This is a genomic window from Pseudomonas asiatica (genome assembly GCF_009932335.1).
Classification (GTDB): Bacteria; Pseudomonadota; Gammaproteobacteria; order Pseudomonadales; family Pseudomonadaceae; genus Aquipseudomonas; species Aquipseudomonas asiatica.
Genome location: NZ_BLJF01000003.1, coordinates 515,590 through 540,323 on the forward strand (window position 1 = coordinate 515,590; position 24,734 = coordinate 540,323).

Sequence of the window (24,734 nt, forward strand, 5' to 3'; positions counted from 1 at the left end):
ACACGCCCGGTGCTATCCTCGCTGGCATGAATACATCACTCCCCCTCAGCCTGATCGCGGCTCACGCCGAGAACCGCGTGATCGGCATCGACAACTCCATGCCCTGGCATCTGCCGGGGGACTTCAAGTACTTCAAGGCCACTACCCTGGGCAAGCCGATCATCATGGGGCGCAAGACCTGGGACTCGCTGGGCAGGCCATTGCCCGGGCGGTTGAATATCGTCGTCAGCCGGCAGGCAGGGCTGGAACTGGCGGGGGCCGAGGTGTTTGGCTCGCTGGAAGAGGCGCTGGTGCGGGCCGAGCAGTGGGCGCGTGAGCAGGGCGTTGATGAGCTTATGCTGATTGGCGGGGCGCAGCTGTATGGGCAAGCGCTGGAGAAAGGGCTGGTCAGCCGCATGTACCTGACGCGGGTCGAGTTGTCGCCGGAAGGGGATGCGTGGTTCCCTGAGTTCGATCGGGGGCAGTGGAAGCGGGTATCGAGCGAGGCGCAGGCTGAGAAAGGCAAGCCTGGGTATCATTTCGAGGTCTGGGACAAGGTTTGAGATTGCCGGGGCTGCCTTGCAGCCCTATCGCGACACAAGGCCGCTCCTACATTGATCGGCGTACGCTGGGCGATTGTAGGAGCGGCCTTGTGTCGCGACAGGGGCGCAACGCGCCCCCGGCAATCTGTCAGGAATGACTCAGCTCGGCATGTTCATCGCCAGCCAGCACATCCTTGTCGGTCTCTTTCAGCAGTTGGCTGGTCACCACCCCTGCGGTCATCGAACCGTTCACGTTCAACGCCGTGCGGCCCATGTCGATCAGCGGCTCCACCGAAATCAGCAACGCCACCAGCTCCACCGGCAAGCCCATGGCCGGCAGCACGATCAGCGCGGCGAAAGTCGCACCGCCACCTACGCCGGCAACACCTGCCGAACTCAAGGTGACGATGGCCACGAGGGTGGCGATCCACAGCGGGTCGAAGGTATCGATGCCCACCGCCGGCGCCACCATCACCGCCAGCATCGCGGGATAGAGCCCGGCGCAGCCGTTCTGGCCAATGGTGGTACCGAACGATGCGCTGAAGCTGGCAATCGACTGCGGTACGCCCAGGCGGCGGGTTTGCGCTTCGATGTTCAGCGGAATGCTGGCGGCGCTGGAGCGGCTGGTGAAGGCGAAGGTCAGCACCGGCCACACCTTGCGGAAGAAGCGCAGCGGGCTCACGCCGGTGGCGGCGAGGATAATGCCGTGCACCACGAACATCAGCGCCAGGCCCAGGTACGACACCACCACGAAGCTGCCCAGCTTGAGGATGTCTTCCATGTTCGAGCTGGCCACCACCTTGGTCATCAGCGCCAGTACGCCATACGGGGTCAGCTTCATCACCACCCGCACCAGGCGCATCACCCAGGCCTGCAGGGTGTCGATGGCCGACAGTGCGCGCTCGCCTTTCTCGGCATCGTCCTTGATCAGCTGCAGCGCGGCCAGGCCCAGGAACACGGCAAAGATCACCACGCTGATGATCGAGGTCGGCTTGGCCCGTGCCAGGTCACCTACCGGGTTGCTGGGGATGAACGACAGCAGCAGTTGCGGGATGTTGAGGTCGGCGACCTTGCCGGCGTAGTCGCTGTGGATAACCTGCATGCGCGCGCTTTCCTGGGCGCCGGCCACCAGGCCTTCGGCGCTGAGGCCGAACAGGTTGGTCAGGACGATGCCGATCAACGCAGCGATGGCGGTGGTCAGCAGCAGGGTGCCGATGCTCAGCACACTGATGCGGCCCAACGACGAGGCATTGTGCAGGCGCGCCACGGCACTGAGGATCGAGGCGAAGATCAGCGGCATGACGATCATCTGCAGCAAGCCGACGTAGCCGTTGCCGACCAGATCGAGCCAGGCGATGGTGGCCTTGAGCACAGGGTGACCAGCGCCATAGACGGTATGCAGGATCAGGCCGAACACCACGCCCAGCACCAGGCCCAGCAATACCTTCTTGGCCAGGCTCCAGTCGGTGCGGCGGGTTTGTGCCAGGTCCAGCAACAGGGCCAGGAACGCCAGCAGGTTAAGGGACAGCGGCAGGTTCATTGAAGCTCCAGCAGAAAAAAGCAGAAGAGGCATCGCCCCTGTGAGCGATTGCGAACGGAAATGCTAACAGCCTGAAAACAAACGAATTTATACCCAAATGGAATTTGTATAGTCGTTTATGGAATAACGATGTGTCGCGGATTGCAATGAACGCGGCGTTTGCAGCTGCATGGAGGTCGTTATCGAGGGCTGCCAGCGCAGGTTGTTGCACTAGCGTTTCTGAGTCATTTCAGGAGATTCGTACATGAAGTTTGCTCCGAAAGCCGTCGCCGTCGGCCTGTCCCTGTTGTTCAGTATCGAAACCTTCGCCACCGAGCTCAAACACTGGCCCGCCGACGCGGCCAGGCAGCTCGACAGCATGATCGCCGCCAATGCCAACAAGGGTAACTACGCGGTGTTCGACATGGACAACACCAGCTACCGCTACGATCTTGAAGAGGCCTTGCTGCCGTTCATGGAAAACAAGGGCCTGCTGAGCCGCGACAAGCTCGACCCCTCGTTGAAGCTGATGCCGTTCAAGGACACCGCCGAGCATAAGGAAAGCCTGTTCAGCTACTACTACCGGCTGTGTGAAGTGGACGACATGGTCTGCTACCCGTGGGTGGCCCAGGTGTTCTCCGGCTTTACCCTGCAGGAGCTGAAGGTGCAGGTGGATGAGCTGATGGCCTCCGGCAAACCGATCCCGGCCACCTATTACGAAGGGGACCAGGTCAAGGCCATCGAGGTACAGCCACCCAAGGTCTTCAAGGGCCAGGCCGAGCTGTACAACAAGCTGATGGAGAACGGTATCGAGGTCTATGTGGTTTCCGCTGCTTCCGAGGAGCTGGTGCGCATGGTCGCGTCGGACCCCAAGTACGGCTACAACGTGAAGCCGCAGAACGTGATTGGCGTGAGCCTGTTGCTGAAGGACCGTGCCAGCGGTCAGTTGACCACCGCACGCAAGCAGATCAGCGCCGGGCACTATGATGCCAAGGCCAACGTGGGGCTGGAGCTGACCCCATACCTGTGGACCCCGGCCACCTGGATGGCAGGCAAGCAGGCGGCGATCCTCACCTATATCGATGAGTGGAAAAAGCCGGTGCTGGTCGGCGGCGATACGCCGACCAGTGATGGCTACATGCAATTCCATGGCGTGGATGTGGGCAAGGGCGGCATTCACCTGTGGATAAATCGCAAGGCCAAGTACATGGACCAGCTGAACGGGATGATTGCCAGGAATGCTGCGGCGCAGGCCAAGGAAGGGCTGCCAGTGACCGCCGACAAGAACTGGGTGATCGTGACACCGGAGCAGATCCAGTAACGAGGCCTGTCAGCCGTTGCGGCCCACGATGAGAGTCCGGGCCGCTTCCTGATCGATGTTCTGTGCCAACAAGGTCACTGCTTCGATGGCGCTTGCACGGACGCTGGCCCCCACCGGGCCAAGCGTCTGTTCGACCACGACACTGTGCACCTGGTTAATCCCGACGAAGCGGAACCACGTATCGATGAAGGGTTTTTCCAGTCCAAAAGCCTGGTCGGGTGTCTGTGAGTCAGAGCCGTAACCAAGTCCACGGGAGTAGATTGCAACAGCTCGACGTCCGCCCAGCATGCCATTCAACCCTTGCTCATCGAAGGTGAACAGGACGCCTTTGTGCGAAATTGCGTCGATCAGATGCTTGAGCTTGTACGGGATGCCGAAATTCCACAGCGGTACGCTGAACACCAAGGTATCAGCCCGGTGGAACCGTTCAGCGAGTGCCTTGATCTGCCCCCATGCTGCAGCCTGGGCGGTTGACAGTGGGGCATCGGCAAGCCCTGCGTACTTTGCCGCGAGCAAAGCGCCATCCACTTCGGGGAGCTCGCATTCCCAAGGGTCAAGGCAGTCAATCTCCACGGCTTTGCGCTCGGCCAATGCCGTCAGGAACACTTCTGCAATCTGAGTGGAAACGGACCGCTCTCCTCTCGGTGAGGCACAAACATACAAGATACGTTCAACCATTGGGCTTCTCCTTGGCAGCGTTGGTGACACTTCCCCTGGCGTTCGACTGCACAGGTGCTTGGCGCAAAGTCTGATTCAGAATGATTGTTTATAGAAATGACGTATGCTCTGCATATTGAGTGAGATAGGTGATTAATCTGTGTTCGATACTGTGCTTTTGCGTAGCTTGCTTGCCGTTGCCGACAACGGTGGTTTCACGCGCGCGGCGCAGAGGCTGCATCTAACGCAGTCGGCGATCAGCGCTCACATCAGGCGGCTGGAGAGTGAAGCTGGGCACAAATTGCTGGAGCGCACGACCCGTTCGGTCAGCCTGACGCCAGCGGGCGCCCGGCTGGCAGGTTATGCCCGCACTATCCTGGCGTTGCATGATGATGCTCGCGCGAGCCTGGGCGTAGGCCGTCGGGTTTCAGGCATGGTATTTGTGGGCTTGAGCGAGGAGATGGTGAAAGCCCCCATCATCGACTGCCTGCGTCGATTCTCGGTGGCGCATCCCGATGTAGAGGTTTCCCTGAAAGTCGGCCTGACCGGCGAGCTGCTTGCACTTGTTCAATCGGGTGGGCTCGATATCGTGTTGGGGAGCCGCTGCGGCGACGAAGAACGTGGCGAACTGCTTTGGTCCGAGCCGTTGGTCTGGGCGAGAGGGCCGGTTGCGCTGCCCACCGATGATGCAACCACTCCAATACCCTTGGCGGTGTTTTCCGATCAATGCCCCTACCGTGCCGCCGCCATCGAAGCCCTGGCGCGTGCGGGGCGACAATGGCGGATCGTTTGCCAGAGCCCAAGTGCCGGGGGGCTGATAACCGCTGTCAGTGGTGGGCTGGGTGTAACGCCAGTCACCCGGTCGTCCGCACTGACTGCAGGTTTACAGGAAGTGCCAACGCTGCCATCCCTTCCTCAAGCGCAGTTCATTTTGACCTCGGTGGCGAAGCCGAAGCGCTCAGTTGCCCTGCTGCTGGCGCAATTGCGCCAATGTGCTTCGAGGGGGGAGCTTTGACTCAGCATTTCTCTAGCGCCATAAAAAAGCCGGCGCACAAGGCGCCGGCTTTTTCAAACGCCAGAAAGCCTTACAACCCTTCCAGCATCGCCTTGTTACGCACAGCACCCTTGTCGGCACTGGTCGCCAGCAGGGCATAGGCCTTCAGCGCGGTGGTCACCTTGCGTGGGCGTACTTCAGCCGGTTTCCAGCCCTTCTTGTCCTGCTCGACACGGCGCTCGGCCAGCTCTTCGTCGCTGACCTGCAGGTTGATCGAACGATTCGGGATGTCGATCAGCACCTTGTCGCCGTCGCGCACCAGGCCGATGGCGCCGCCGGCTGCGGCTTCCGGCGAGGCGTGGCCGATCGACAGGCCCGAGGTGCCGCCCGAGAAGCGGCCGTCGGTGAGCAGGGCGCAAGCCTTGCCCAGGCCCTTGGACTTCAGGTACGAGGTCGGGTACAGCATTTCCTGCATGCCCGGGCCACCTTTCGGGCCTTCGTAGCGGATGATCACGATGTCGCCGGCCTTCACTTCGTCGGCGAGGATGCCGCGTACGGCGCTGTCCTGGCTCTCGAAGATCTTCGCGGTGCCTTCGAACACCAGGATCGACTCGTCGACACCGGCGGTTTTCACCACGCAGCCATCCAGCGCGATGTTGCCGTACAGCACGGCCAGGCCGCCTTCCTGCGAATAGGCGTGCTCGACACTGCGAATGCAGCCTTCGGCACGATCCAGGTCCAGGCTCGGCCAGCGGGTCGACTGGCTGAATGCCGTCTGGGTCGGAATGCCGGCAGGGCCAGCCTTGAAGAAGGTGTGCACGGCTTCGTCATCGGTCTGGGTGATGTCCCACTTGGCGATGGCTTCTTCCATGCTGCGGCTGTGCACGGTCGGCAGGTCGGTGTGCAGCAGGCCGCCACGGGCCAGCGAGCCGAGGATGCTGAAGATGCCGCCGGCACGGTGCACGTCTTCCATGTGATATTTCTGAATGTTCGGCGCAACCTTGCACAGTTGCGGCACCTTGCGCGACAGGCGGTCGATGTCGCGCAGGTCGAACGCCACCTCGGCTTCCTGGGCGGCAGCCAGCAGGTGCAGGATGGTGTTGGTCGAACCGCCCATGGCGATGTCGAGCATCATGGCGTTCTCGAACGCCTTGAAATTGGCGATGTTGCGCGGCAGTACCGACTCATCGTTCTCGCCGTAGTAGCGCTTGCACAGCTCGACGATGGTGCGGCCGGCAGTGAGGAACAACTGCTCGCGGTCGGCGTGGGTGGCCAGGGTCGAACCGTTGCCCGGCAGGGCCAGGCCCAGGGCTTCGGTCAGGCAGTTCATCGAGTTGGCGGTGAACATGCCGGAGCACGAACCGCAGGTAGGGCAGGCGCTGCGCTCGTATTCGGCGACTTTTTCGTCGGAAGCCGAGGAGTCGGCGGCAATGACCATGGCGTCGACCAGGTCCAGGCCGTGGCTGGCCAGCTTGGTCTTGCCGGCTTCCATCGGGCCGCCGGAGACGAAGATTACCGGGATGTTCAGGCGCAGGGCGGCCATCAGCATGCCGGGGGTGATCTTGTCGCAGTTGGAGATGCACACGATGGCGTCGGCGCAATGGGCGTTGACCATGTACTCCACGGCGTCGGCGATGATCTCGCGGCTTGGCAGCGAGTAGAGCATGCCGTCGTGGCCCATGGCGATGCCGTCATCGACCGCGATGGTGTTGAATTCCTTGGCCACGCCACCGGCGCGTTCGATTTCGCGGGCGACCAGCTGGCCCAGGTCCTTCAGGTGCACGTGGCCCGGGACAAACTGGGTGAACGAGTTGGCGATGGCGATGATCGGTTTCTTGAAATCTTCGTCCTTCATCCCGGTGGCGCGCCACAGGGCACGGGCGCCGGCCATGTTGCGGCCTTGGGTGGAAGTCTTGGAACGATAATCAGGCATGAAACACTCCTGGCGGCTTAATCAGGTCACAAAAAGGGGAGTGAGCTTCTCTTGTCCTTTGTACCGCAGGCCGGTTGCCACTGGCACGGATGGGGCCGAAGACCGCGCGGGATCGCCGCGTGCTTGGGCAGAGCTCATAAACCCGCCGGGGATGACTGGCGATGAATAGGCCGATTCTACACCGCTGGCGCGGCGAGGGAATGCAGATGTGGATAGCTGGCGGGGAGATTGCAGCAGGAAAGGGCCGCTTGGCGGCCCTTTTTAGCGGATATCAGCTGTTTGGCAGCAAACGGCAGGTGATGCTCTTGATGTAGCGGGTTTCGGCGATGGCCGGGTGCACCGGGTGGTCGGGGCCTTGGCCGCCGCGTTCGAGCAACTGCAGGTTGCGGTCCAGGTGACGGGCGCTGGTCAGCAGGATGTTGTGCAGGTCGTCCTCGGGCAGGTGCATCGAGCACGAGGCACTGACCAGGATGCCGTCCTTGGTCAGCATGCGCATGGCCTGTTCGTTCAGGCGGCGGTAGGCCGCTTCGCCGTTCTTCAGGTCTTTCTTGCGCTTGATGAAGGCGGGTGGGTCGGCAATGATCACGTCGAAGCGCTCTTCGGCGGCCTTCAGTTCGCGCAGGGCCTCGAACACATCGCCTTCGATGCAGGTCAGTTTCTCGCTGATGCCGTTCAGCGCGGCGTTACGCTCCACGCCGTCCAGGGCGAAGCCCGAGGCGTCGACGCAGAACACTTCGCTGGCGCCGAAGGCACCGGCTTGCACGCCCCAGCCACCGATGTAGCTGAACAGGTCGAGCACGCGCTTGCCTTTCACGTACGGCGCCAGGCGTGCACGGTTCATGCGGTGGTCGTAGAACCAGCCGGTCTTCTGGCCTTCGCGTACCGGGGCTTCGAATTTGACGCCGTTTTCTTCCAGCGGCACCCAGTCCGGCACCTCGCCATAGACGGTTTCGACATAGCGCTGCAGGCCTTCGGCATCCCGTGCGGAGGAGTCGTTCTTGAACAGGATGCCGCTTGGCTTGAGCACCTGTACCAGGGCTGCAATCACGTCGTCCTTGTGCGCTTCCATGGTGGCGGAGGCCAATTGCACCACGAGGATGTCGAAGAAGCGGTCGACCACCAGGCCTGGCAACAGGTCGGAATCGCCATAGACCAGGCGGTAGCACGGTTGGTCGAACAGGCGCTGGCGCAGCGACAGGGCGACGTTCAGGCGGTGCACCAGCAGCGACTTGTCCAGCGGCAGCTTGGCGTCGCGCGACAGCAGGCGGGCGCAGATCAGGTTGTTCGGGCTCAGTGCGACGATACCCAGCGGCTTGCCGTTGGCCGCCTCGAGAACAGCCTGCTGGCCGGCCTGGAAGCCTTGCAGCGGGGTCGCGCTGACGTCGACTTCGTTGCTGTAGACCCACAGGTGGCCGGCGCGCAGGCGGCGGTCGGCATTGGCTTTGAGGCGTAGGCTGGGCAGGGACATGACGTCGCTCCGGGAAAAAGAGCGGGATTATAGCCTGTTGCCTGGGCACTCGTCCCTTGCAGGAGCAGCCTCGCGTCGGCCATGAGATGACGTCAGGCTGCCAATGCCTTGATCAGTTGCCGGTTGAACGCCGGAATGTCATCGGGCTGGCGGCTGGTGATCAGGTTGCCATCGACCACCACTTCTTCATCCACCCAGTCTCCGCCGGCATTGCGGATGTCGTCCTGCAGGGTCTTGTAGCTGGTCAGCCGCCTGCCCTTGGCCAACCCGCAGGACACCAGCAACCAGCCACCATGACAAATCACCGCCAGCAGCTTGCCAGCCGAATCGTGGCTTTTCACCAGTTTCTGCGCAGCGGGAATCAACCGAATCGTGTCAGAGTTTTGCACGCCACCGGGCAGCACCAGGGCATCGTAGAGGTCCAGGTGGGCGCTTTCGAAGGTTGCGTCCACGGCGAATGCGTCAGCCGGCTGGTCGTGGTTCCAGCCGCGTACCGTTCCCTCTTTGTTGCTGAGGATGTCCACCACCGCGCCGCTCTGTTCCAGGGCCTCGCGGGGGCCTGTCAGTTCCACTTGCTCGAAGCCGTCGGTGACCAGGAAAGCCACTCGCTTGCCGTTCAGTTCTACACTCATGGGCCTTGCTCCTTTCCTTGATGAATATGAGAAAGAGGCCCGCATGGATAGAGTAAAGTTCCGGCGCAACGATTCAGTGGTTGGTCCCTTTCCGGTCTGGAGGGTTAGAATCGCCGGTCCCAAACGAGTGTGCACGTATGTCCCAAGAACTCAGCGCCGAACAGATCCAGCAAGCCTTGCAAGGCATCACCATCCCGCCGCAACCGCAGATAATGGTCGACCTGCAGTTCGAGCAGTACATGCCTGACCCGGACCTGGAAACCATCGCCAAGCTGATTTCCCAGGACCCGGGCCTCTCGGGCGCCTTGCTCAAGCTGGTCAATTCCCCGCATTTCGGTCTTTCCAACAAGATCGGTTCGATCCAGCGCGCGGTGAACCTGCTGGGCAGCCGTTCGATCATCAACCTGATCAACGCCCAGTCGATCAAGGGTGAGATGACCGACGAGACCATCGTTACCCTCAACCGCTTCTGGGACACTGCCCAGGACGTGGCGATGACCTGTCTGACCCTGGCCAAGCGCACCGGCATCCAGGCGGCGGACGAGGCCTACACCCTGGGCCTGTTCCATGACTGTGGCGTGCCGCTGATGCTCAAGCGCTTCCCCGACTATATGGATGTGCTGGAGGACGCCTATGCCAAGTCCGACGAGGAAACCCGCGTGGTCGACACCGAAAACCGCGTGTTCAACACCAATCATTCTGTGGTCGGCTATTTCACTGCCAAATCCTGGCGCCTGCCCGAGCACCTCAGCGCGGCCATTGCCAACCACCACAACGCTCTGGCGGTGTTCCGCGACGAGAGCTCGCGCAATACCCAGAGCCAGCTTAAAAACCTGCTGGCGGTGCTGAAGATGGCCGAGCACATCTGCGCATCGTACCGGGTGCTGGGCAACCAGGCCGTGGACCACGAATGGAATGTGGTCGGCCCGCTGGTGCTCGATTACATCGGCTTGTCGGAATACGATTTCGAGAACCTCAAGCAGAATATTCGCGAGATGGGCGGGCACTGACACATGCCGGAATTGCCAGAAGTAGAAACCACCCGACGCGGTATTGCGCCCCATCTGGAAGGCCAGCGTGTCAGCCGGGTAGTGGTGCGCGACCGGCGCCTGCGCTGGCCGATTCCGGAAGACCTGGATGTGCGACTGTCGGGGCAGCGCATCGTCAGTGTCGAGCGGCGCGCCAAGTATCTGTTGATCAATGCAGAGGTCGGCACCCTGATCAGTCACCTGGGCATGTCGGGCAACCTGCGCCTGGTCGAACTGGGCTTGCCGGCGGCCAAGCATGAGCATGTGGATATCGAGCTGGAGTCGGGGTTGATGCTGCGCTACACCGACCCGCGCCGCTTTGGCGCGATGCTGTGGAGCCTGGACCCGCTCAATCACGAACTGCTGCTGCGCCTGGGGCCTGAACCGCTGACCGACCTGTTCGACGGCGAGCGACTGTTCCAGCTGTCCCGTGGGCGGTCGATGGCGGTCAAGCCGTTCATCATGGACAACGCGGTTGTGGTGGGAGTGGGCAACATCTACGCCACCGAGGCGCTGTTTGCCGCTGGCATCGACCCCCGTCGGGAAGCGGGCGGGATTTCCCGGGCGCGCTACTTGAAGCTGGCGATCGAGATCAAGCGTGTGCTGGCGGCGGCGATCGAACAGGGCGGCACCACGCTACGCGACTTCATCGGTGGCGACGGGCAGCCGGGGTACTTCCAGCAGGAATTGTTCGTGTACGGGCGGGGCGGGCAGCCGTGCAAGGTGTGTGGCACGGAGTTGCGCGAGGTGAAGCTGGGGCAGAGGGCGAGTGTGTATTGCCCGCGTTGCCAGCGCTGAGGCAAGTTACGCGGAAACTTGTAGGAGCGGCCTTGTGTCGCGATGGGCCGCAAAGCGGCCCCGGCAATTTCTGCTGCGGAGCTGAAATTTGGGGGCGCTTCGTACCCCATCGCGACACAAGGCCGCTCCTACAGGTACAGCGTAGGGCTGAGGGGATCAGGCCTTGCCAGTAATCCGGCGGTACTTGGCCATCAGCTCTTCTTCGGTTTCCGGGTGCGCTTCATCCAGCGGGATGCAATCGACCGGGCAGACCTGCTGGCATTGTGGCTCGTCGTAATGGCCCACGCACTGGGTGCACAGGTTAGGGTCGATCACGTAGATCTCTTCGCCTTGGGAGATGGCCTCGTTCGGGCACTCGGGTTCGCAGACGTCGCAGTTGATGCAGTCGTCGGTGATGATCAGGGACATGGGGACTCCGGCCGGGGCTCCGCGCCCGGGCATGTTCAACGCAGTGGGCACAATTGTGCCGCATTCGCGCCCGCAGTGCACGCGGGCGCGATAATCAGCCGCTAAAGGTCATTTCTTGAAGCGTTCGGTCAGCGCCTCGGCCACCACTGGGTGGACGAATTTGCTGATATCACCGCCCAGGGCGGCAATTTCCCTGACCAGGGTCGAGGAAATGAACGAATAACGCTCCGAAGGCGTGAGGAACAGGCTCTCGACGTCGGGGGCCAGTTGCCGGTTCATGTTCGCCAGCTGAAACTCGTACTCGAAGTCGGACACCGCACGCAGGCCACGCAGGAAGACGTTGGCGCCCTGTTCCTTGGCGAAATGCGCCAGCAGGGAGGAGAAGCCGATGACTTCGACATTGGGCAGGTGCTTGGTGACCTCACGGGCGAGCTCCACCCGTTGTTCCAGCGGGAACAGCGGGTTTTTCTTCGGGCTGGCCGCCACCGCGATGATCACGTGGTCGAACAGCCGCGAGGCACGCTCGACCAGGTCGCCATGGCCTTTGGTAATGGGGTCGAAAGTACCCGGGTACAACACTCGGTTCATCGCGTCATCCTGGCTGGAGTGCGTTGGGGAGTCGGATGGTAGCGCAGCGACGGCGCCCCGGCCAAGTCATGCGGCCGGCTGACGGCACTATAGACAGGGGGCCTGTTCCTTGTCATGCACTGTGTGCCAGGCGGGCGACCAGTGCTTCGGTGAGCCTGGCACTGATGGCATACACCGACAGTTGCGGGTTGGCGCCGATGCTGGTGGGGAACAGTGAGCCATCGTGAACCGACAGGTTTTCCAGCTGGTGATGGCGGCCCAGGCTGTCGCATACTGCCTGGCGCGGATCGTCGCCAAGGGCGCAGCCACCCATCACGTGAGCGCTGCCCAGGCGCGTGCGGAACGGCTCCAGGCGCAACTTGTCGATCATGGCCAAGGCGTGTTCCAGGCGGGACGCGGCGTTGGCGTCGCTGTGCACGGGGGTGACCTGGGTGGCACCAGCGGCGAACTGGATCTGCGCCATGCTGCGATAGGCGCGGCGCAGGCCGTCGCGCAGGTAATCGGTGACCGGGTAATCGAGCACCGGTGAGCCATCGCCGCGCAGCTCCACGGTCCCGCCCTGGCTTTGCGGGTGGAAGCCGTCACGCAGCAGCGCCAGCATCACGTGGGTATGTGGCAGCTCGGCCATGCGCTGGGCATTCTCGTGGCCATGCCCGCCCAGCAGCGTGCTGGCCAGGGCCGGGTGCAGCGGTGGCACCTCCAGCTTGTAGCCAATCGGGCCATCGTTGCCGCCTTGCCATTGGAAGTGGTCGCTGTAGATGGACTGTGGGGCGCCGTAGTAGGGGTCGATACGGTCGTTGAAGCGTGCTGCGCTGAAGTTGACCAGGTGCAGGAAGGTGCGTTTGCCCAGGCGTCCATGCGGGTCGGGCGCGTCGGAACGCAGCAGCAAGGCCGGGCTGTTGATGCCGCCACCGGCAAGGATGTAGTGACGCGCGCGAACGCGGACCTGCCGGCCTGTGGCATGTATGCCGTGGCTATCCAGGGCCTGGCATGACAGGCCCTGGATGCGCTCGCCGTTGTGTTCGAAGCGCTCGGCCCGCGCCAGGTACAGCAGCTCGCCGCCCTGTTCGAGGGTGGCGGGAATACGCGTTACCAGCATCGACTGCTTGGCATTCACCGGGCAACCCATGCCGCAGTAGCCCAGGTTCCAGCAGCCGCGCACGTTGCGCGGGATCACCGCCCAGCGGTAGCCCAGCTGTTCGCAGCCACGGCGCAGCACATCGTTGTTGGCGTTCGGTGGCAGGGCCCAGGGGGTGATGCCCAGTTCCTGCTCGATGCGCTCGAACCAGGGGCGCATTTGCTCCTCGCCCATGCCGGTCACGTTGTGGGCTGCGGCCCAGTGCGCCAGGGTCTGTGGCGGCGTGCGAAAGCTGGAGGTCCAGTTGACCAGCGTGGTGCCGCCCACGGCGCGGCCCTGGAGGATGGTGATGGCGCCGTCCTTGCTCATGCGGCCCAGGCCTTCCTGGTACAGGCTGGCATAGGCTTCGTTTTCCAGCAGGTGGAAATCGCTGCTGGTCTTCAGCGGGCCTTCTTCGATCAGCAGCACCTTGAAGCCGGCAGTGCTGAGCATTTGCGCGCTGGTAGCGCCGCCGGCCCCGCTGCCGATCACGGCAACGTCGGCTTCCAGCGTGAGGTCGTGCTCCAGGCGCGACGCGTCGTGGGTGATCCAGCCGCTTTCCAGGCCTTGGCGAAACGTGTCGGGTACAGGCATTGGTGCTGCTCTTGTTGTTTTCAGATTTTCGGTGGACCGGGGTAGCCGCAGGCGGCCCAGGATTCGGGGCGTTCGTACCAGGCCATCTGCAGCAACTGCAACAGCGAGGCGTGGCCCATGCGCAGCAGGTTCAGCGAGCTGTCCTGCCAACGTTGCAGGAAGGCGGTGACCTGTGCCGCGCTGGCTTGTTCCCAGGCGCCCCAGACGCCGGTCAGGGGGCCGCGGGTGAGCGACAGGTTTAGCACGTCGAACAACTGCCGGGTGAGCTTGAGCATTTCCGGCGACAGCGCCGCCAGCTTGTGGTCGAGACTGTGCAGCACCAGAGTATCGGCAGCCTGCGTGCCGGCCAGTACTACCGGGATCAGCGCGCGCAACATCGGCAGATCGTCGTCCCGCAGTACCCGGTAACCCGTTGCGGCTGTCTGTGCGCTGCAGCCGACCAGGCTGGTACCGGCCAGAAAGACGCTGGCGCCAAGGCTGAAGCGCAACAGTTCGCGGCGGTGCATCTGCCGGCCCTCAGCGGATAAAAAGCTTGAAGACCAGGCGCTGCAAGGCTTTGCCATAAGGCGGGTAGACCAGCCGGGCAGCGTTGAAGCGTTGCTTGGTCAGCACCGCCTTGGCCTTGCTGAAGGTCAGGAAGCCGTCATGGCCATGGTAATGGCCCATGCCTGAAGGCCCGATGCCGCCGAACGGCAAGTCGTCCTGAGCCACGTGCAGCAGGGTGTCGTTCAGGCACACTCCGCCGGAGTGGGTGTGGCGCAGCACCTGCTCCTGTATGGCGCGGTCATAGCCGAAGTAGTACAGCGCCAGCGGGCGCGGGCGCTGGTTGATGTAGGCCAGTGCCTGCTCGAGGTTGTCGTAGGGAACCAGCGGTAGCAGCGGGCCGAAGATTTCGTCCTGCATCACCTGCATGTCATCGTTCACGCCCAGCAGCAGGTGTGGTGGCAGGCGCCGGCCCTGGCGGGTTTCACCCGGGTACAGGTCAAGTACCTGCGCTCCTTTGGCGTGAGCATCGTCCAGTAAATGCTGCAAGCGCTGCAGTTGGCGCGAGTTGATGATTGCGGTGTAGTCAGGGTTGTCGGCGATGCGCGGGTATAGCCGGCGTACTGCACGCTGGTAGGCGTCGCTGAAGGCCTCCAGGCGCTCGCGTGGCACCAGCACGTAGTCGGGGGCGACGCAGGTCTGGCCGGCGTTTAGGGTCTTGCCGAAGGCAATGCGTTCGGCGGCGCTGTCCAGCGGTACGTCGGCCGAGACTATGGCTGGCGACTTGCCACCCAGCTCCAGGGTGACGGGGGTCAGGTTGTGCGCCGCAGCCAGCATTACCTTGCGCCCCACGCTGGTGGCGCCGGTGAACAACAGGTGATCGAACGGCAGGCGGGCAAAGGCCTGGCCTATCTCGATCTCGCCGAGCACCACGCTGACCAGATCGGTGGGGAACACTTGCTCAAGTAGTTTTTTCAGCGCCAGGCCAGTGGCAGGCGTGGCCTCGCTGAGCTTGAGCATGACCCGATTACCGGCAGCCAGAGCGCAGGTCAGGGGGCCGATGGCAAGGAGCAGCGGGTAATTCCACGGCACGATGATGCCGACCACGCCCAGGGGTTGGTACCGCACATGCGCGCTGGCCGGCTGGAAGGCCAGGCCGACCCTGCGCCGGCTGGCGCGCATCCAGCGCCGCAGGTGTTTTTCGGCGTGGCGCAGGCCTTGCACCGAGGGCAGCAGCTCGGCCAGCAGGGTTTCGTCGGCGCTGCGCCCTTCAAAGTCCTGGCCGATTGCCTCGATCAGTTCGGCCTGGCTGGCCAGCAGGGCTTCCCGCAGGCTTTTCAGCCATTGACGCCGCTGCGCAGCTGGTGGCAGTGGGTTGCCGGCAAAGGCCTGGCGTTGGGTGGCGAACGTCGCCGCAAGGTCGAGGTCGAATTGCACAGGGGGCAAGGCACTGGGCGAGGTCATGGCGGCTCCGAGTCCGAGCAGGAAATCACTAGAGCCTATACTCTAATCTGTACCATGGTGCGAATTTTTCCGCTTTATCGAGCGGTGCACTCCACCGCCAATACGCCGTAAGATGCCCCTTTGTTGAAGGCCCGCAGACTGGGAGCTGAGCATGGCCCCGCGCATGAAGACCCGAGAGCGCATCGTGCAGAACAGCCTGGAGCTGTTCAACCAGCAGGGCGAACGCAGCGTCAGTACCAACCACATTGCCGCGCACATGGAAATTTCGCCCGGCAACCTGTATTACCACTTCCCCAACAAGCAGGCGATCATCGCTTTGCTGTTCAGTCAGTACGAAGAACTGGTGGACAGCTTCCTGCGCCCGCCGCAAGGCCGTTCGGCGACCGTGGAGGACAAGCGCTTCTACCTGAAGGCGCTGCTGGCGGCGATGTGGAACTACCGTTTTCTGCATCGTGACCTGGAGCATCTGCTGGACAGCGACCCGGAGCTGGCCGCACGTTATCGGCGCTTTTCCGAACGCTGCCTGCGTCAGGGCCAGGCGATCTACCGCGGTTTCGTCGAGGCGGGCATCCTGGCCATGACACCAGCCCAGATCGAATCGCTGACCATCAATGCCTGGATCGTATTGACGTCCTGGGTACGTTTTCTCAGCACCACGCGGGAACATTCCGCGCACCTGGGTGAAGAAGCCTTCAAGCGCGGCGTCTACCAGGTACTGGTGCTGGAGCTCGGCTTCGTCACCGACAACGCCCGCAATGCGGTGGACGCCCTTTGCCAGGAATTCCATGTACCGTTCAACCAGGCCCTGGAGCACTAACCCAGGGCCTCAGTGTTATCGATAGTGCCATCGATCAGGAGATTGTCATGCCCCTTGCGCAATTGATCACCCCGCAGCAGTTGGCCGAGCGTCTGGGTTCGCCCAAGTTGGTGATCCTCGACTGCCGCTTTGCCCTCGAGGATGTGGACTATGGCCAACGCAGCTATGCCCAGGGGCATATTGCCGGAGCGCATTTTGCCGACCTGGAGCGTGACCTCAGCGGGCCTGTGAGCAAGGGACGCACCGGGCGCCACCCATTGCCGGATGCGCGCCGGTTGGTCGAGCGCCTGCGTGAGTGGGGCCTGGACGATGACAGCGAGGTGGTGTTGTACGACGACGGCCCTGGCGCTTTTGCCGCCCGTGCCTGGTGGCTGCTGGCCTGGCTGGGCAAGCGCAGCGGTGTAGCGATCCTCGACGGTGGCCTGAAGGCCTGGCATGCGGCGCACCTGCCGCTCAGCCTGGACCCGCCGCTCAAGCGGGAAGGCACCTTCAACGGTGAGCCGGACGGCAAGCTGCTGATCGATGCCGAGCACCTGGCCAAGCGTCTGGGTAACCCAGACCTGACCTTGATCGATGCGCGTGCCTTGCCGCGCTTCCGTGGCGAAGTGGAACCGATCGACCCGGTTGCTGGACATATTCCGGGGGCGCAGTGCGCGGCGTTTACCGACAACCTTGGGGCTGATGGGCGTTTTCTGCCTTCGGACCAGCTAAAACAGCGCTTTGCTGAAAAGCTCGCCGGGCGTGCACCGGAGCAGTTGGTGGCGTATTGCGGGTCGGGGGTGACAGCGTGTCATAACCTTTTCGCCTTGGCGTTGGCGGGATATCCACTGGGCAAGCTGTATGCCGGGTCGTGGAGCGAGTGGATCAACGATCCGCAGCATGGCGTAGCCACTGGCGAGTAAGCAGGCCCGGCCTCATCGCCGGCAAGCCAGCTCCCACAGGTACATCACTACCCATCGGGCCTGTGGCACACCTGTGGGAGCAGGCTTGCCGGCGATTAGGTCGGTACTGCCAATGAAATCTGCAGCTCCTATTGGCCTTCCACCAACCACTGTGGAATCCGCCGCTCCAGGTAATACCCCGGGTTACGCAGGCTGCCATCGACAAAGCCCACATGGCCGCCGCGGCTGTGCAATTCGAAGCGGGTCTGCGGCGCCAGTTCGCGGGCTGTTGGCAGGCTGTGGCCGGAGACGAAAGGGTCATCGCTGGAATGGATGATCAGCGTCGGTGTGCGGTTCTGGCCGAGGAAGAAATGGCTCGATGAGCGGCGGTAGTAGTCGTGCGCATCGCGAAAACCGTTCAGCGGTGCGGTGACCTTGCCGTCGAATTCCCAGAACGTGCGCAGGTTGACCAGCGGCCCCAGCCGTTGCAGCGTCGCCAGCCGTTCATGCTGGCCCTTGTCGTGGAAGTGCCGCTGCTTGAGCTGAACATAAGCCAGCATCTCGCGCATGAAATGCGCCTGGTACACCTTTGAAAAGCCCTGGCCGATGCGGTCGGCGCAGTGGTCCAGGCGAAACGGCACCGACACTGCCACCGCAGCCTGCAGCTGGCTGGCGACACCGCTTTCGCCAAGGTATTTCAGCAGCACATTGCCCCCCAGCGAATAACCCACCGCATACAACGGCGCCAACGGGCGCTGGGCGCGCAGGTGGCTGACGATTTCGGCCAGGTCTTCGCTGGCACCGGAATGGTAGCTGCGTGGCAGCAGGTTGGGCTCGCCCGAGCAACCGCGCCAGTTCACCGCCACGCTGGCCCAGCCGCGGCCTTGCAGCGCTTGCTGCAAGCCTTTGACGTAGGGCGAGTGGGAGGAGCCGGTCAAGCCGTGCAGCACCAGCACCAACGGCGCGTGGGGCTGGTGCGGTCCGTGCCAGTCCAGGTCGATGAAGTCGCCATCGGCCAGCCATAGCCGCTCGCGGTTGCGCTGCAGCTCTGGCAGTTTTCGCCACAATGGCCCCCACAGAGTTTGCAGGTGGGGGTTGGACAGGCCGATGGCCGGGCGGAATGTGGCGCTGGGGCTGGGCATGCTGGACGACTCGTGATGTGCCTGCCTAGAGTGCCATGAAACAACGCCACTGTACCTGCGCTATTGGTCGGTGGCTGGCAGCGGTTGCTGGTCGACACGTGGGCCGACACTGACCAGCACCTTGCAGTTCAGGTCGAGCCGGCGCTGCATCACCGCACGGATATCTGCCGGGCTCAGCCTGCCGATGCGCTCGATGTAGCTGTTCAGGTGGTCTGCAGGCTGATGCTGCTGGGTGATCGCCGTGAGCAATGCTGCCAGGCTGTTGTTCTGCGCCACGCCACGCAGCAACTGCCCAGCCAGCTGTTTGCGCGCCAGCTGGAGCTCGGCCTGGGTTGGCCCTTGCTCCATGAAATCGCGCAGCAAGGCTGCTACAAGTTCCTGGGAGCCTTGCACGTACGGTGGCGCGATCTCCCACTCTATGGTGAACAGCCCGCCGGCACTCAACGGCGAAGCATGGCTGTAGATGCCGTAGGTCAACCCGCGACGTTGGCGCAGTTCCACCATCAGGCGCGATTCGAGGCCTGAACCCAACACTTCACTGGCCAGCACCAGGGCTGGGAATTCCGGGTCATTGGCGGGAACGTTCATGGGCAGAGCCAGCAGCACTGCACTGCTGGTGCCGGGCTGTTCGACGTTGATGGTTGCATGTGTCGCTACCGGGATGGCTGGCAGGTCAACGGCGGACCAGCCTTTCGGCAGGGCCTGGCTGATCTGTTGCGCGATGGCTTGCGCCTCGCTCAGGGCCAGGTCCCCGACAAGCACCATTTCCAGGTTGCTGGCGCTGTAGGCGCGTTGGTGGAATGCCCGCAAGTCTTCAGGGCTGACGGCGTCCACGCCTTGAATGGTGCTGCCCAGCGGGTTGCCATAGGGATGGCCCTGGAACAAATGGCGAAACGCCTCGCTGCGCGCCCTGAGCCTGGGGCGCCGTTCGCGTGATGCGTTGTGCTGCACGAGCTGGCGTTTGACCTTTTCCAGGGCAGGCGCGGGGAAAGCCGGGTTTGCCACGAGGTCGGTAAACAGGTCCAGGGCAGGTTCAAGTATCGTTTTCGTGCTCACGCTGCGCAGGCTCAGCGTTGCATGCTCCAGGCGTATCTGCTTTTCCATGATCGCGCCCAGGCGCTCCATGCCCTCAGCTTGCCGGGCGCTGGTGTAGCGCCTGCTGCCCTCGTCGAGCATGTACAGCGTCAAGGCTGCCAGGCCGGGTTGCAAGGTGTCCTGGGTCGTGCCGGCCTTGAACCGCAAGACCACATCGACGATAGGCAGCCCGCGGGCTTCTACGAACTTCACGCCTGTGCCTGCTTCGGTGGTCCACGCCTGCACCTGCGTCTGAAGGGTGTCGAGCTGGTCCAGATCAACCCCTTGGGCCGAGACCAGACCACTGTAACTTCCGTTGGCTACAGCCGGTTGCGGCATGCTCGCGATCTTGTCATTCATCGGTACTCTCCTTGTGGTGCATGAAGGTGATGGCCGCACGGGCATCAGTCAGGAACTCCAGCGCAACCAGGCCTACCTGCTCGGCTGTCACGGCTTCGATGGCTTGCCGCTCATCATCCAGGGCAACGGGGTCCAGACCGCAGGCGGCCTGTTTGCCGATGGCCTCTGCCTGTTTGCCGATGTCGTCCCTTTCGAACAGTTGCCTGGCCAGCAGGCGAGCCTTGGCGCGTTGAAGGTCTTCCTTGGAGGGGGCCGACTGGCGGAACGCTTCGATTTCCAGCATCAGCCTTTCGGCTGCGGCCTCCGGCGTAACCTGCGGGCTGCAGAACGCGTACAAGGTCAGCAGGCTGTCACCGCGCTGCCATGGCTCATAGGTCGCTCTCAAGCCCTGTAGCAGCGGAGTGTCCTGTACCAACAGGCGCAGCAGCGTGCTGGAGTGGCCTTCGGCAAGAATGTCCGGCAGCAGGCGCAGTGCGCAGGCGTGTGAGCCAGAGCGTGCGGTGCATTGGCTGGGAAGGTTGAAGCTGATGATCACGCCGGTGTACAGGCCATGCCAGCGAAGGGTCTGGCTGCGCCGAACTTGCCCAGAAGGCTTTATGGGTGTTTGCCGTGTTGGCAGGCGGTTGGCGGGGATCGCTGCAAAGTGCCGTGTCACCAGCTTTTGCAGCTGGGCCAGGGCAATGTCACCGGCCACGGCGAGCGTGGCGTTGTTGGGGTGGTACCAGGTCTGGTACCAGGTGCGCGCCGCCGCCGGGGTCATATGGCCGAGGTCGGTCTTGTGGCCGGTCACGGGGGTGCCATAGCCGCTGTTGCCATAGGCCAGCAACTGGTGATGTTCCACTGCCAGTGCCAAGGGGCTGTTGTCGATATCCTCGCGTCGCTCGGCCATGACTACTGCCAGTTCACGGGCAAAAGGTACTTCGCTGAGGGTGGCGCTGGCCATGACGTCGGCCATCGCCTCCAGGGCAATCTCCAGGCGGTTGCGTGGCAAAGTCAGCGGAAAGACCGTGGCATCGGCGTAGGTAAAGGCATTCGGGTCACCGCCCAGGCGGCTCATGAGGGCAGAATACTGGCCTGGAGCCAGTTTGCTGCTGCCTTCGAACAGCAGATGCTCCAGGGCATGGGACAGGCCGGTGTGGCCTTCAGGCTCGTAGCTGGAGCCTACATGGTACCACAGCTGCACGCTGACCAGCGGCGCGCGGTTGTCTTCACGCAGGTAGACGCGCAGGCCGTTGGCGAGGGTAAAGCTGTGCACCGAGCCTGCCGGCGCGGGTGGGGCGGGGTGGTGGGTCATGGTTGAAGTGCTCCTGCAGGAATCGGAGGAGCAGCTTCAGCCAAGAAGGCGGCGGGTTTGTGGTAACTAAATACGGCAACCCAGGGTTACCGGATCAACCCCGTTGCCAAAGTGCGTAGTGCACCTGGCCGGTCTTTTTCTCGCGGTGCAGGCGCCAGTTGCCCGGCAACTGCAAGGTCGACGGGGCGGCCTCGCTTTCGGTGTAGACCCACGCCTGTTCGCGCAACCACTGGTTCTGTTCCAGCAGGTTGCAGGTGTCGGCCAGCAGGTCCTGGTGGAACGGTGGGTCAAGGAACACCACATCGAACTGCTGCTTGGCTGGGCCTTGCAGATAACGTAGGGCGTCGGTCTGCAGGATTTGCCCGCGCGGGCAGCGCAGTATCTCGAGGTTGTTCTTCAGGTTGGCGATGGCCGCCGGGTTGCTGTCCAGCGCGACCGCGTCCTCGGCCCCGCGGGACAGGGCTTCGAGCACCAGGGCGCCGCTGCCGGTGAAGGCGTCCAGCACGCGGGCTCCCTCGATATAGGGTGCCAGCCAGTTGAACAGGGTTTCGCGCACGCGGTCGGGCGTTGGCCGCAGGCCTTCTCCATCCGGCACCGACAGGCGGCGGCTGCGCCATTCGCCGGCGATGATGCGCAGGTGGCCCTGGCCCTTGCTTTGGCCGGGTTGCGGGCGGGCGGGAGGGGTGGATCTTGGCATTAGTGCTCCGGTACCCCGAGCGGCTGCTCGGAGGGCTTGTCAGTGGGGGCAGGCAGCGGTTTCTGTGGCACTTTCGGGCCCACGGTAACCATCACCAGTTTATCCGCTGACAGGTGTTTGTTCATGGCTGCTTTGACCTGCTCGACGGTGAGTGCCTGGGACTGCTGCATGAAGTCCTCCAGCCAGGTCAGCGGCAGATTGTAGAAACCGATGGCGCCCAGTTGGCCGACGATACTCGCATTGCTTGCATTGGACAGTGGGAAACTCCCAGCCAACTCGCGCTTGGCGTCGTCCAGTTCCTGCTGGGTGGGGCCGGTCTTGAGGTAATCAGCGAGAATGCTCTGTACCAGCTTGAGCGTACCTTCGCTGAGCTCGGCACGGGTTTGCAGGTTGATCATGAACGGGCCACGCACCTGCATCGGGCTGAATACCGAGTACACGCCGTAGGTCAGGCCGCGCTTCTCGCGCACCTCGCTCATCAATCGGGTACCGAAGGAACCCCCACCGAGAATCTGGTTGCCCAGCGATAGCGCTGGCCAGTCCGGATCCTGGCGGTCGATACCCAGGGCGGCGAGCATAAGGTGTGTCTGCGTGGACGGAAAATCGATGTGGTTGAGGCTTGGGTAGGTTTCAGCAGGTTGGGCCGGTGCTGCCAGTGCCGGGCCCTTGGGCAGGCCGGCGGATACCTGGGTGGCGATGCTTTCGGCCTCGCTACGGCTGAGGTCGCCGACCAGGGCAATGACTGCGTTGCCGCCGGTGTAGGCCTTGGCATGGAAAGCGCGCAGCTGTGCCAGGCTGATGGCATTGATGCTCTCGGCGGTGCCGTCGCTTGGGTGAGCGTAGGGGTGGTCGCCGTAGAGATTGGCGAACAATGCCTTGCTGGCGACCTTGCCGGGGTTTTGCTTCTCGTATTCGAAGCCGGCGAGCATCTGGTTCTTGATGCGCTTGAGGGCGTCTTCAGGGAAGGTCGGCTTGCCAGTCACTTCGGTGAACAGCTTGAGCGCCGGTTCACGCTTGTCCTTGGCGCTGAGGCTGCGCAGCGAAGCCACGGCCATATCGCGGTAGGAGCCGTTGCCAAAGTCGGCGCCCAGGCCCTCGAAGCCTTCGGCGATGGCAGTCACATCCTTGCCGGCCACGCCTTCGTTGAGCATGGCGTTGGTCAGGGCGGCCAGGCCTGGCGTGCCGCCATCCTGGCTGCTGCCGGCGGCGAAGGTGATGCGCAGGTCGAACATCGGCAGTTCGCGGGCCTCGACGAACAGCACGCGGGCGCCTTCTGCAGTGTTCCAGTGCTGTATGTTCAACTGGCGCCGGCTGGGCGCCTTGCCATCCAGTTCGGCCAGTGACTGCAAGGTATTGGCCGGGCGTGCCGCGTTGCTGTCGGCTTTGGCGGCATTGTCAGCCATGGCCGGGGCGGCCAGCACCGCCGCCAGCGCCAGGGCGCGGATGCCCGTGGTCAGCAGGGTTGGGCGTGGTACGCGGCGATTACTCATGAGCGGACTCCTCGGGCAGTACATGGGCAACGCTCAGGCGTTCGCGGGTGAAGTAGGTACGCGCGGCGTTCTGGATATCCTGCGGAGTAACGCGCTTGAGCTCATCCAGCTCGCTGTCGATCAGCTTCCACGACAGGCCGACGGTTTCCAGCTGGCCGATGGTAGTGGCCTGGCTGCTGATGGAGTCGCGGTCGTAGACCAGGCCGGCAATGACCTGGGCGCGTACGCGCTCCAGCTCTTCGGCGCTGGGCGGGGTGGTCTTGAGCTCATCAAGCAGCTGCCAGATGCCTTTCTCGACATCGGCGAGGGTTTTTTGCTTCTGCACGTTCGGCGTGGCCGAGATCAGGAACAGGCTGTCGCCGCGGGTGAAGGCGTTGTAGCTGGACGAAGCGCCGGCCACCAGTTCCTGGCCGCGTTCCAGGCGTGCCGGCATGCGGGCGCTGTAGCCGCCGTCGAGCAATGCCGAGATCAGGCGCAGGGCATGCACCGTACGCGGATCCTTGGCGGTGGGCAGGCCAGGTACGTTGAAACCGTAGATCAGGCTCGGCAACTGGGTGCGCACGTGCAGCGTCAGCTGGCGCTGGCCTGGTTGGACCAGCTCGAGCGGCAACTTGGCCGGTGGCACGGCGCGTTTGGGGATGCTGCCGAAGTACTTCTGCGCCAGGCCCTTGACCTCATCGACGGTGACATCGCCGACCACCACCAGGGTGGCGTTGTTGGGGGCGTACCAGGATTCGTACCAGTGGCGCAGTTCCTCGACCTTCATGCGCTCCAGGTCGGCCATCCAGCCGATGGTCGGGGTATGGTAGCCGCTGGCCGGGTAGGCCATGGCGCGGAACAGCTCGAACGCCTTGGAGTTGGGCTGGTCGTCGGTGCGCAGGCGGCGTTCTTCCTTGATCACCTCGATTTCGCGGCTGAATTCGTCAGCGGGCAGGCGCAGGCTGGCCAGGCGGTCGGCCTCCAGCTCCAGGGCCACCGGCAGGCGGTCGCGGGCCAGCACCTGGTAATAGGCGGTGTAGTCGTCGCTGGTGAAGGCGTTTTCTTCGGCGCCAATGTCACGCAGGATGCGCGAGGCCTCGCCGGGGCCGACCTTGGCGCTGCCCTTGAACATCATGTGTTCCAGCGCGTGTGACAGGCCGGTCTGGCCAGGGGTTTCGTAGCTGGAGCCAACCTTGTACCAGATCTGCGAGACCACCACCGGGGCGCGATGGTCCTCGCGCACGACTACTTTCAGGCCGTTGTCGAGGATGAATTCATGGGTGGGTTGCACATCGGCGGCGAAGGCCGCGAGCGGCAGGCAGAGCGTGCCGAGCAACAGGCCAGCGGCGCGGCGGGCTAGAGCATTCATACGGTGTTTAACCTGTTCGGCGGCCCGCTGGTTTAGCGTCGGCGGGCCAGGAGGTGCTAGGATACTGATCCGGTTGCCTGGCGACCATGCCTGTCGCCGTTCTGGC

General features: G+C 63.3%; 23 protein-coding genes. 7 read left to right on the forward strand and 16 right to left on the reverse strand.

What is annotated here, in order from left to right:
- Positions 1-26 precede the first annotated feature (26 nt).
- The gene (locus GYA95_RS24945; RefSeq protein ID WP_015272174.1) at positions 27-542 is read left to right on the forward strand and encodes a dihydrofolate reductase; all 516 of its coding nucleotides are present in this window, start codon (positions 27-29) and stop codon (positions 540-542) included.
- A 127-nt stretch (positions 543-669) separates the two neighbouring features.
- Here the strand turns inward: GYA95_RS24945 and GYA95_RS24950 are convergent, their stop codons facing one another.
- Positions 670-2,061, reverse strand: coding sequence for an L-cystine transporter (locus GYA95_RS24950; protein ID WP_161551517.1), 1,392 nt, complete (start codon positions 2,059-2,061; stop codon positions 670-672).
- Between the two features lie 244 nt (positions 2,062-2,305).
- Between GYA95_RS24950 and GYA95_RS24955 the strand changes: the two genes are divergently transcribed.
- Positions 2,306-3,361 carry an HAD family hydrolase gene (locus tag GYA95_RS24955; RefSeq protein WP_015272172.1) on the forward strand — a complete coding sequence of 352 codons (1,056 nt, stop codon included), beginning with the start codon at positions 2,306-2,308 and terminating at the stop codon, positions 3,359-3,361.
- A gap of 9 nt (positions 3,362-3,370) precedes the next feature.
- Here GYA95_RS24955 and GYA95_RS24960 read toward each other — a convergent pair whose 3' ends face one another.
- Entirely contained in the window at positions 3,371-4,039 is a 669-nt protein-coding gene (locus GYA95_RS24960; protein ID WP_015272171.1) for an FMN-dependent NADH-azoreductase, read from the reverse strand.
- A 139-nt stretch (positions 4,040-4,178) separates the two neighbouring features.
- Between GYA95_RS24960 and GYA95_RS24965 the strand changes: the two genes are divergently transcribed.
- Complete coding sequence (locus GYA95_RS24965; RefSeq protein WP_015272170.1) at positions 4,179-5,033, forward strand: LysR family transcriptional regulator; 855 nt, start codon at positions 4,179-4,181, stop codon at positions 5,031-5,033.
- Between the two features lie 70 nt (positions 5,034-5,103).
- Here GYA95_RS24965 and ilvD read toward each other — a convergent pair whose 3' ends face one another.
- From ilvD to GYA95_RS24980, 3 genes are all read right to left on the reverse strand, one after another.
- Positions 5,104-6,945: a dihydroxy-acid dehydratase gene (gene ilvD / locus GYA95_RS24970; RefSeq protein ID WP_015272169.1), complete on the reverse strand. Its 1,842-nt coding sequence runs from the start codon at positions 6,943-6,945 to the stop codon at positions 5,104-5,106.
- A 271-nt stretch (positions 6,946-7,216) separates the two neighbouring features.
- Positions 7,217-8,413 (reverse strand): class I SAM-dependent rRNA methyltransferase, encoded by a 1,197-nt coding sequence (locus GYA95_RS24975; RefSeq protein WP_013974648.1) that lies wholly within the window; start codon positions 8,411-8,413, stop codon positions 7,217-7,219.
- 92 nt (positions 8,414-8,505) lie between these two features.
- Positions 8,506-9,045, reverse strand: coding sequence for a type 1 glutamine amidotransferase domain-containing protein (locus GYA95_RS24980; protein ID WP_015272168.1), 540 nt, complete (start codon positions 9,043-9,045; stop codon positions 8,506-8,508).
- A gap of 191 nt (positions 9,046-9,236) precedes the next feature.
- Here GYA95_RS24980 and GYA95_RS24985 point away from each other — a divergent pair, with 191 nt between their 5' ends.
- Both GYA95_RS24985 and mutM read left to right on the forward strand, forming a co-directional pair.
- A complete protein-coding gene (locus GYA95_RS24985) occupies positions 9,237-10,055 on the forward strand; it encodes an HDOD domain-containing protein (protein WP_170976286.1) in 819 nt (272 codons plus the stop codon).
- Positions 10,056-10,058: 3 nt separating this feature from the next.
- Complete coding sequence (gene mutM, locus GYA95_RS24990; RefSeq protein WP_010955661.1) at positions 10,059-10,871, forward strand: bifunctional DNA-formamidopyrimidine glycosylase/DNA-(apurinic or apyrimidinic site) lyase; 813 nt, start codon at positions 10,059-10,061, stop codon at positions 10,869-10,871.
- A gap of 156 nt (positions 10,872-11,027) precedes the next feature.
- Here the strand turns inward: mutM and GYA95_RS24995 are convergent, their stop codons facing one another.
- From GYA95_RS24995 to GYA95_RS25015, 5 genes are all read right to left on the reverse strand, one after another.
- Complete coding sequence (locus GYA95_RS24995; RefSeq protein WP_013974644.1) at positions 11,028-11,279, reverse strand: YfhL family 4Fe-4S dicluster ferredoxin; 252 nt, start codon at positions 11,277-11,279, stop codon at positions 11,028-11,030.
- A 108-nt stretch (positions 11,280-11,387) separates the two neighbouring features.
- Positions 11,388-11,867 (reverse strand): pantetheine-phosphate adenylyltransferase, encoded by a 480-nt coding sequence (gene coaD, locus GYA95_RS25000; protein ID WP_014861498.1) that lies wholly within the window; start codon positions 11,865-11,867, stop codon positions 11,388-11,390.
- 112 nt (positions 11,868-11,979) lie between these two features.
- Positions 11,980-13,578 (reverse strand): GMC family oxidoreductase, encoded by a 1,599-nt coding sequence (locus GYA95_RS25005; RefSeq protein WP_015272166.1) that lies wholly within the window; start codon positions 13,576-13,578, stop codon positions 11,980-11,982.
- A 20-nt stretch (positions 13,579-13,598) separates the two neighbouring features.
- The gene (locus tag GYA95_RS25010) at positions 13,599-14,084 is read right to left on the reverse strand and encodes a hypothetical protein (protein ID WP_015272165.1); all 486 of its coding nucleotides are present in this window, start codon (positions 14,082-14,084) and stop codon (positions 13,599-13,601) included.
- Between the two features lie 10 nt (positions 14,085-14,094).
- Positions 14,095-15,525, reverse strand: coding sequence for a coniferyl aldehyde dehydrogenase (locus tag GYA95_RS25015; RefSeq protein WP_015272164.1), 1,431 nt, complete (start codon positions 15,523-15,525; stop codon positions 14,095-14,097).
- Between the two features lie 151 nt (positions 15,526-15,676).
- Between GYA95_RS25015 and GYA95_RS25020 the strand changes: the two genes are divergently transcribed.
- Together GYA95_RS25020 and GYA95_RS25025 are read left to right on the forward strand one after the other, a co-directional pair.
- Positions 15,677-16,342 (forward strand): TetR/AcrR family transcriptional regulator, encoded by a 666-nt coding sequence (locus GYA95_RS25020; RefSeq protein ID WP_015272163.1) that lies wholly within the window; start codon positions 15,677-15,679, stop codon positions 16,340-16,342.
- A gap of 47 nt (positions 16,343-16,389) precedes the next feature.
- Positions 16,390-17,244 carry a sulfurtransferase gene (locus tag GYA95_RS25025; RefSeq protein WP_013974638.1) on the forward strand — a complete coding sequence of 285 codons (855 nt, stop codon included), beginning with the start codon at positions 16,390-16,392 and terminating at the stop codon, positions 17,242-17,244.
- A gap of 128 nt (positions 17,245-17,372) precedes the next feature.
- Here GYA95_RS25025 and GYA95_RS25030 read toward each other — a convergent pair whose 3' ends face one another.
- The 6 genes from GYA95_RS25030 to GYA95_RS25055 all read right to left on the reverse strand — a co-directional run bounded on the left by GYA95_RS25030 (position 17,373) and on the right by GYA95_RS25055 (position 24,628).
- Complete coding sequence (locus GYA95_RS25030; protein WP_015272162.1) at positions 17,373-18,365, reverse strand: hydrolase; 993 nt, start codon at positions 18,363-18,365, stop codon at positions 17,373-17,375.
- A gap of 60 nt (positions 18,366-18,425) precedes the next feature.
- The gene (locus GYA95_RS25035) at positions 18,426-19,799 is read right to left on the reverse strand and encodes a M16 family metallopeptidase (protein ID WP_015272161.1); all 1,374 of its coding nucleotides are present in this window, start codon (positions 19,797-19,799) and stop codon (positions 18,426-18,428) included.
- Complete coding sequence (locus GYA95_RS25040) at positions 19,792-21,093, reverse strand: M16 family metallopeptidase (RefSeq protein ID WP_161551518.1); 1,302 nt, start codon at positions 21,091-21,093, stop codon at positions 19,792-19,794. The genes GYA95_RS25035 and GYA95_RS25040 overlap by 8 nt, the downstream gene beginning before the upstream one ends.
- Before the next feature lie 94 nt (positions 21,094-21,187).
- A complete protein-coding gene (rsmD, locus tag GYA95_RS25045; RefSeq protein WP_015272159.1) occupies positions 21,188-21,790 on the reverse strand; it encodes a 16S rRNA (guanine(966)-N(2))-methyltransferase RsmD in 603 nt (200 codons plus the stop codon).
- Entirely contained in the window at positions 21,790-23,280 is a 1,491-nt protein-coding gene (locus tag GYA95_RS25050) for a M16 family metallopeptidase (protein WP_015272158.1), read from the reverse strand. The genes rsmD and GYA95_RS25050 overlap by 1 nt, the downstream gene beginning before the upstream one ends.
- On the reverse strand, positions 23,273-24,628 hold the full coding sequence (locus GYA95_RS25055; protein WP_015272157.1) for a M16 family metallopeptidase: 1,356 nt from the start codon (positions 24,626-24,628) through the stop codon (positions 23,273-23,275). Before GYA95_RS25055 ends, GYA95_RS25050 begins: the two co-directional genes overlap by 8 nt.
- Positions 24,629-24,734: the final 106 nt, after the last annotated feature.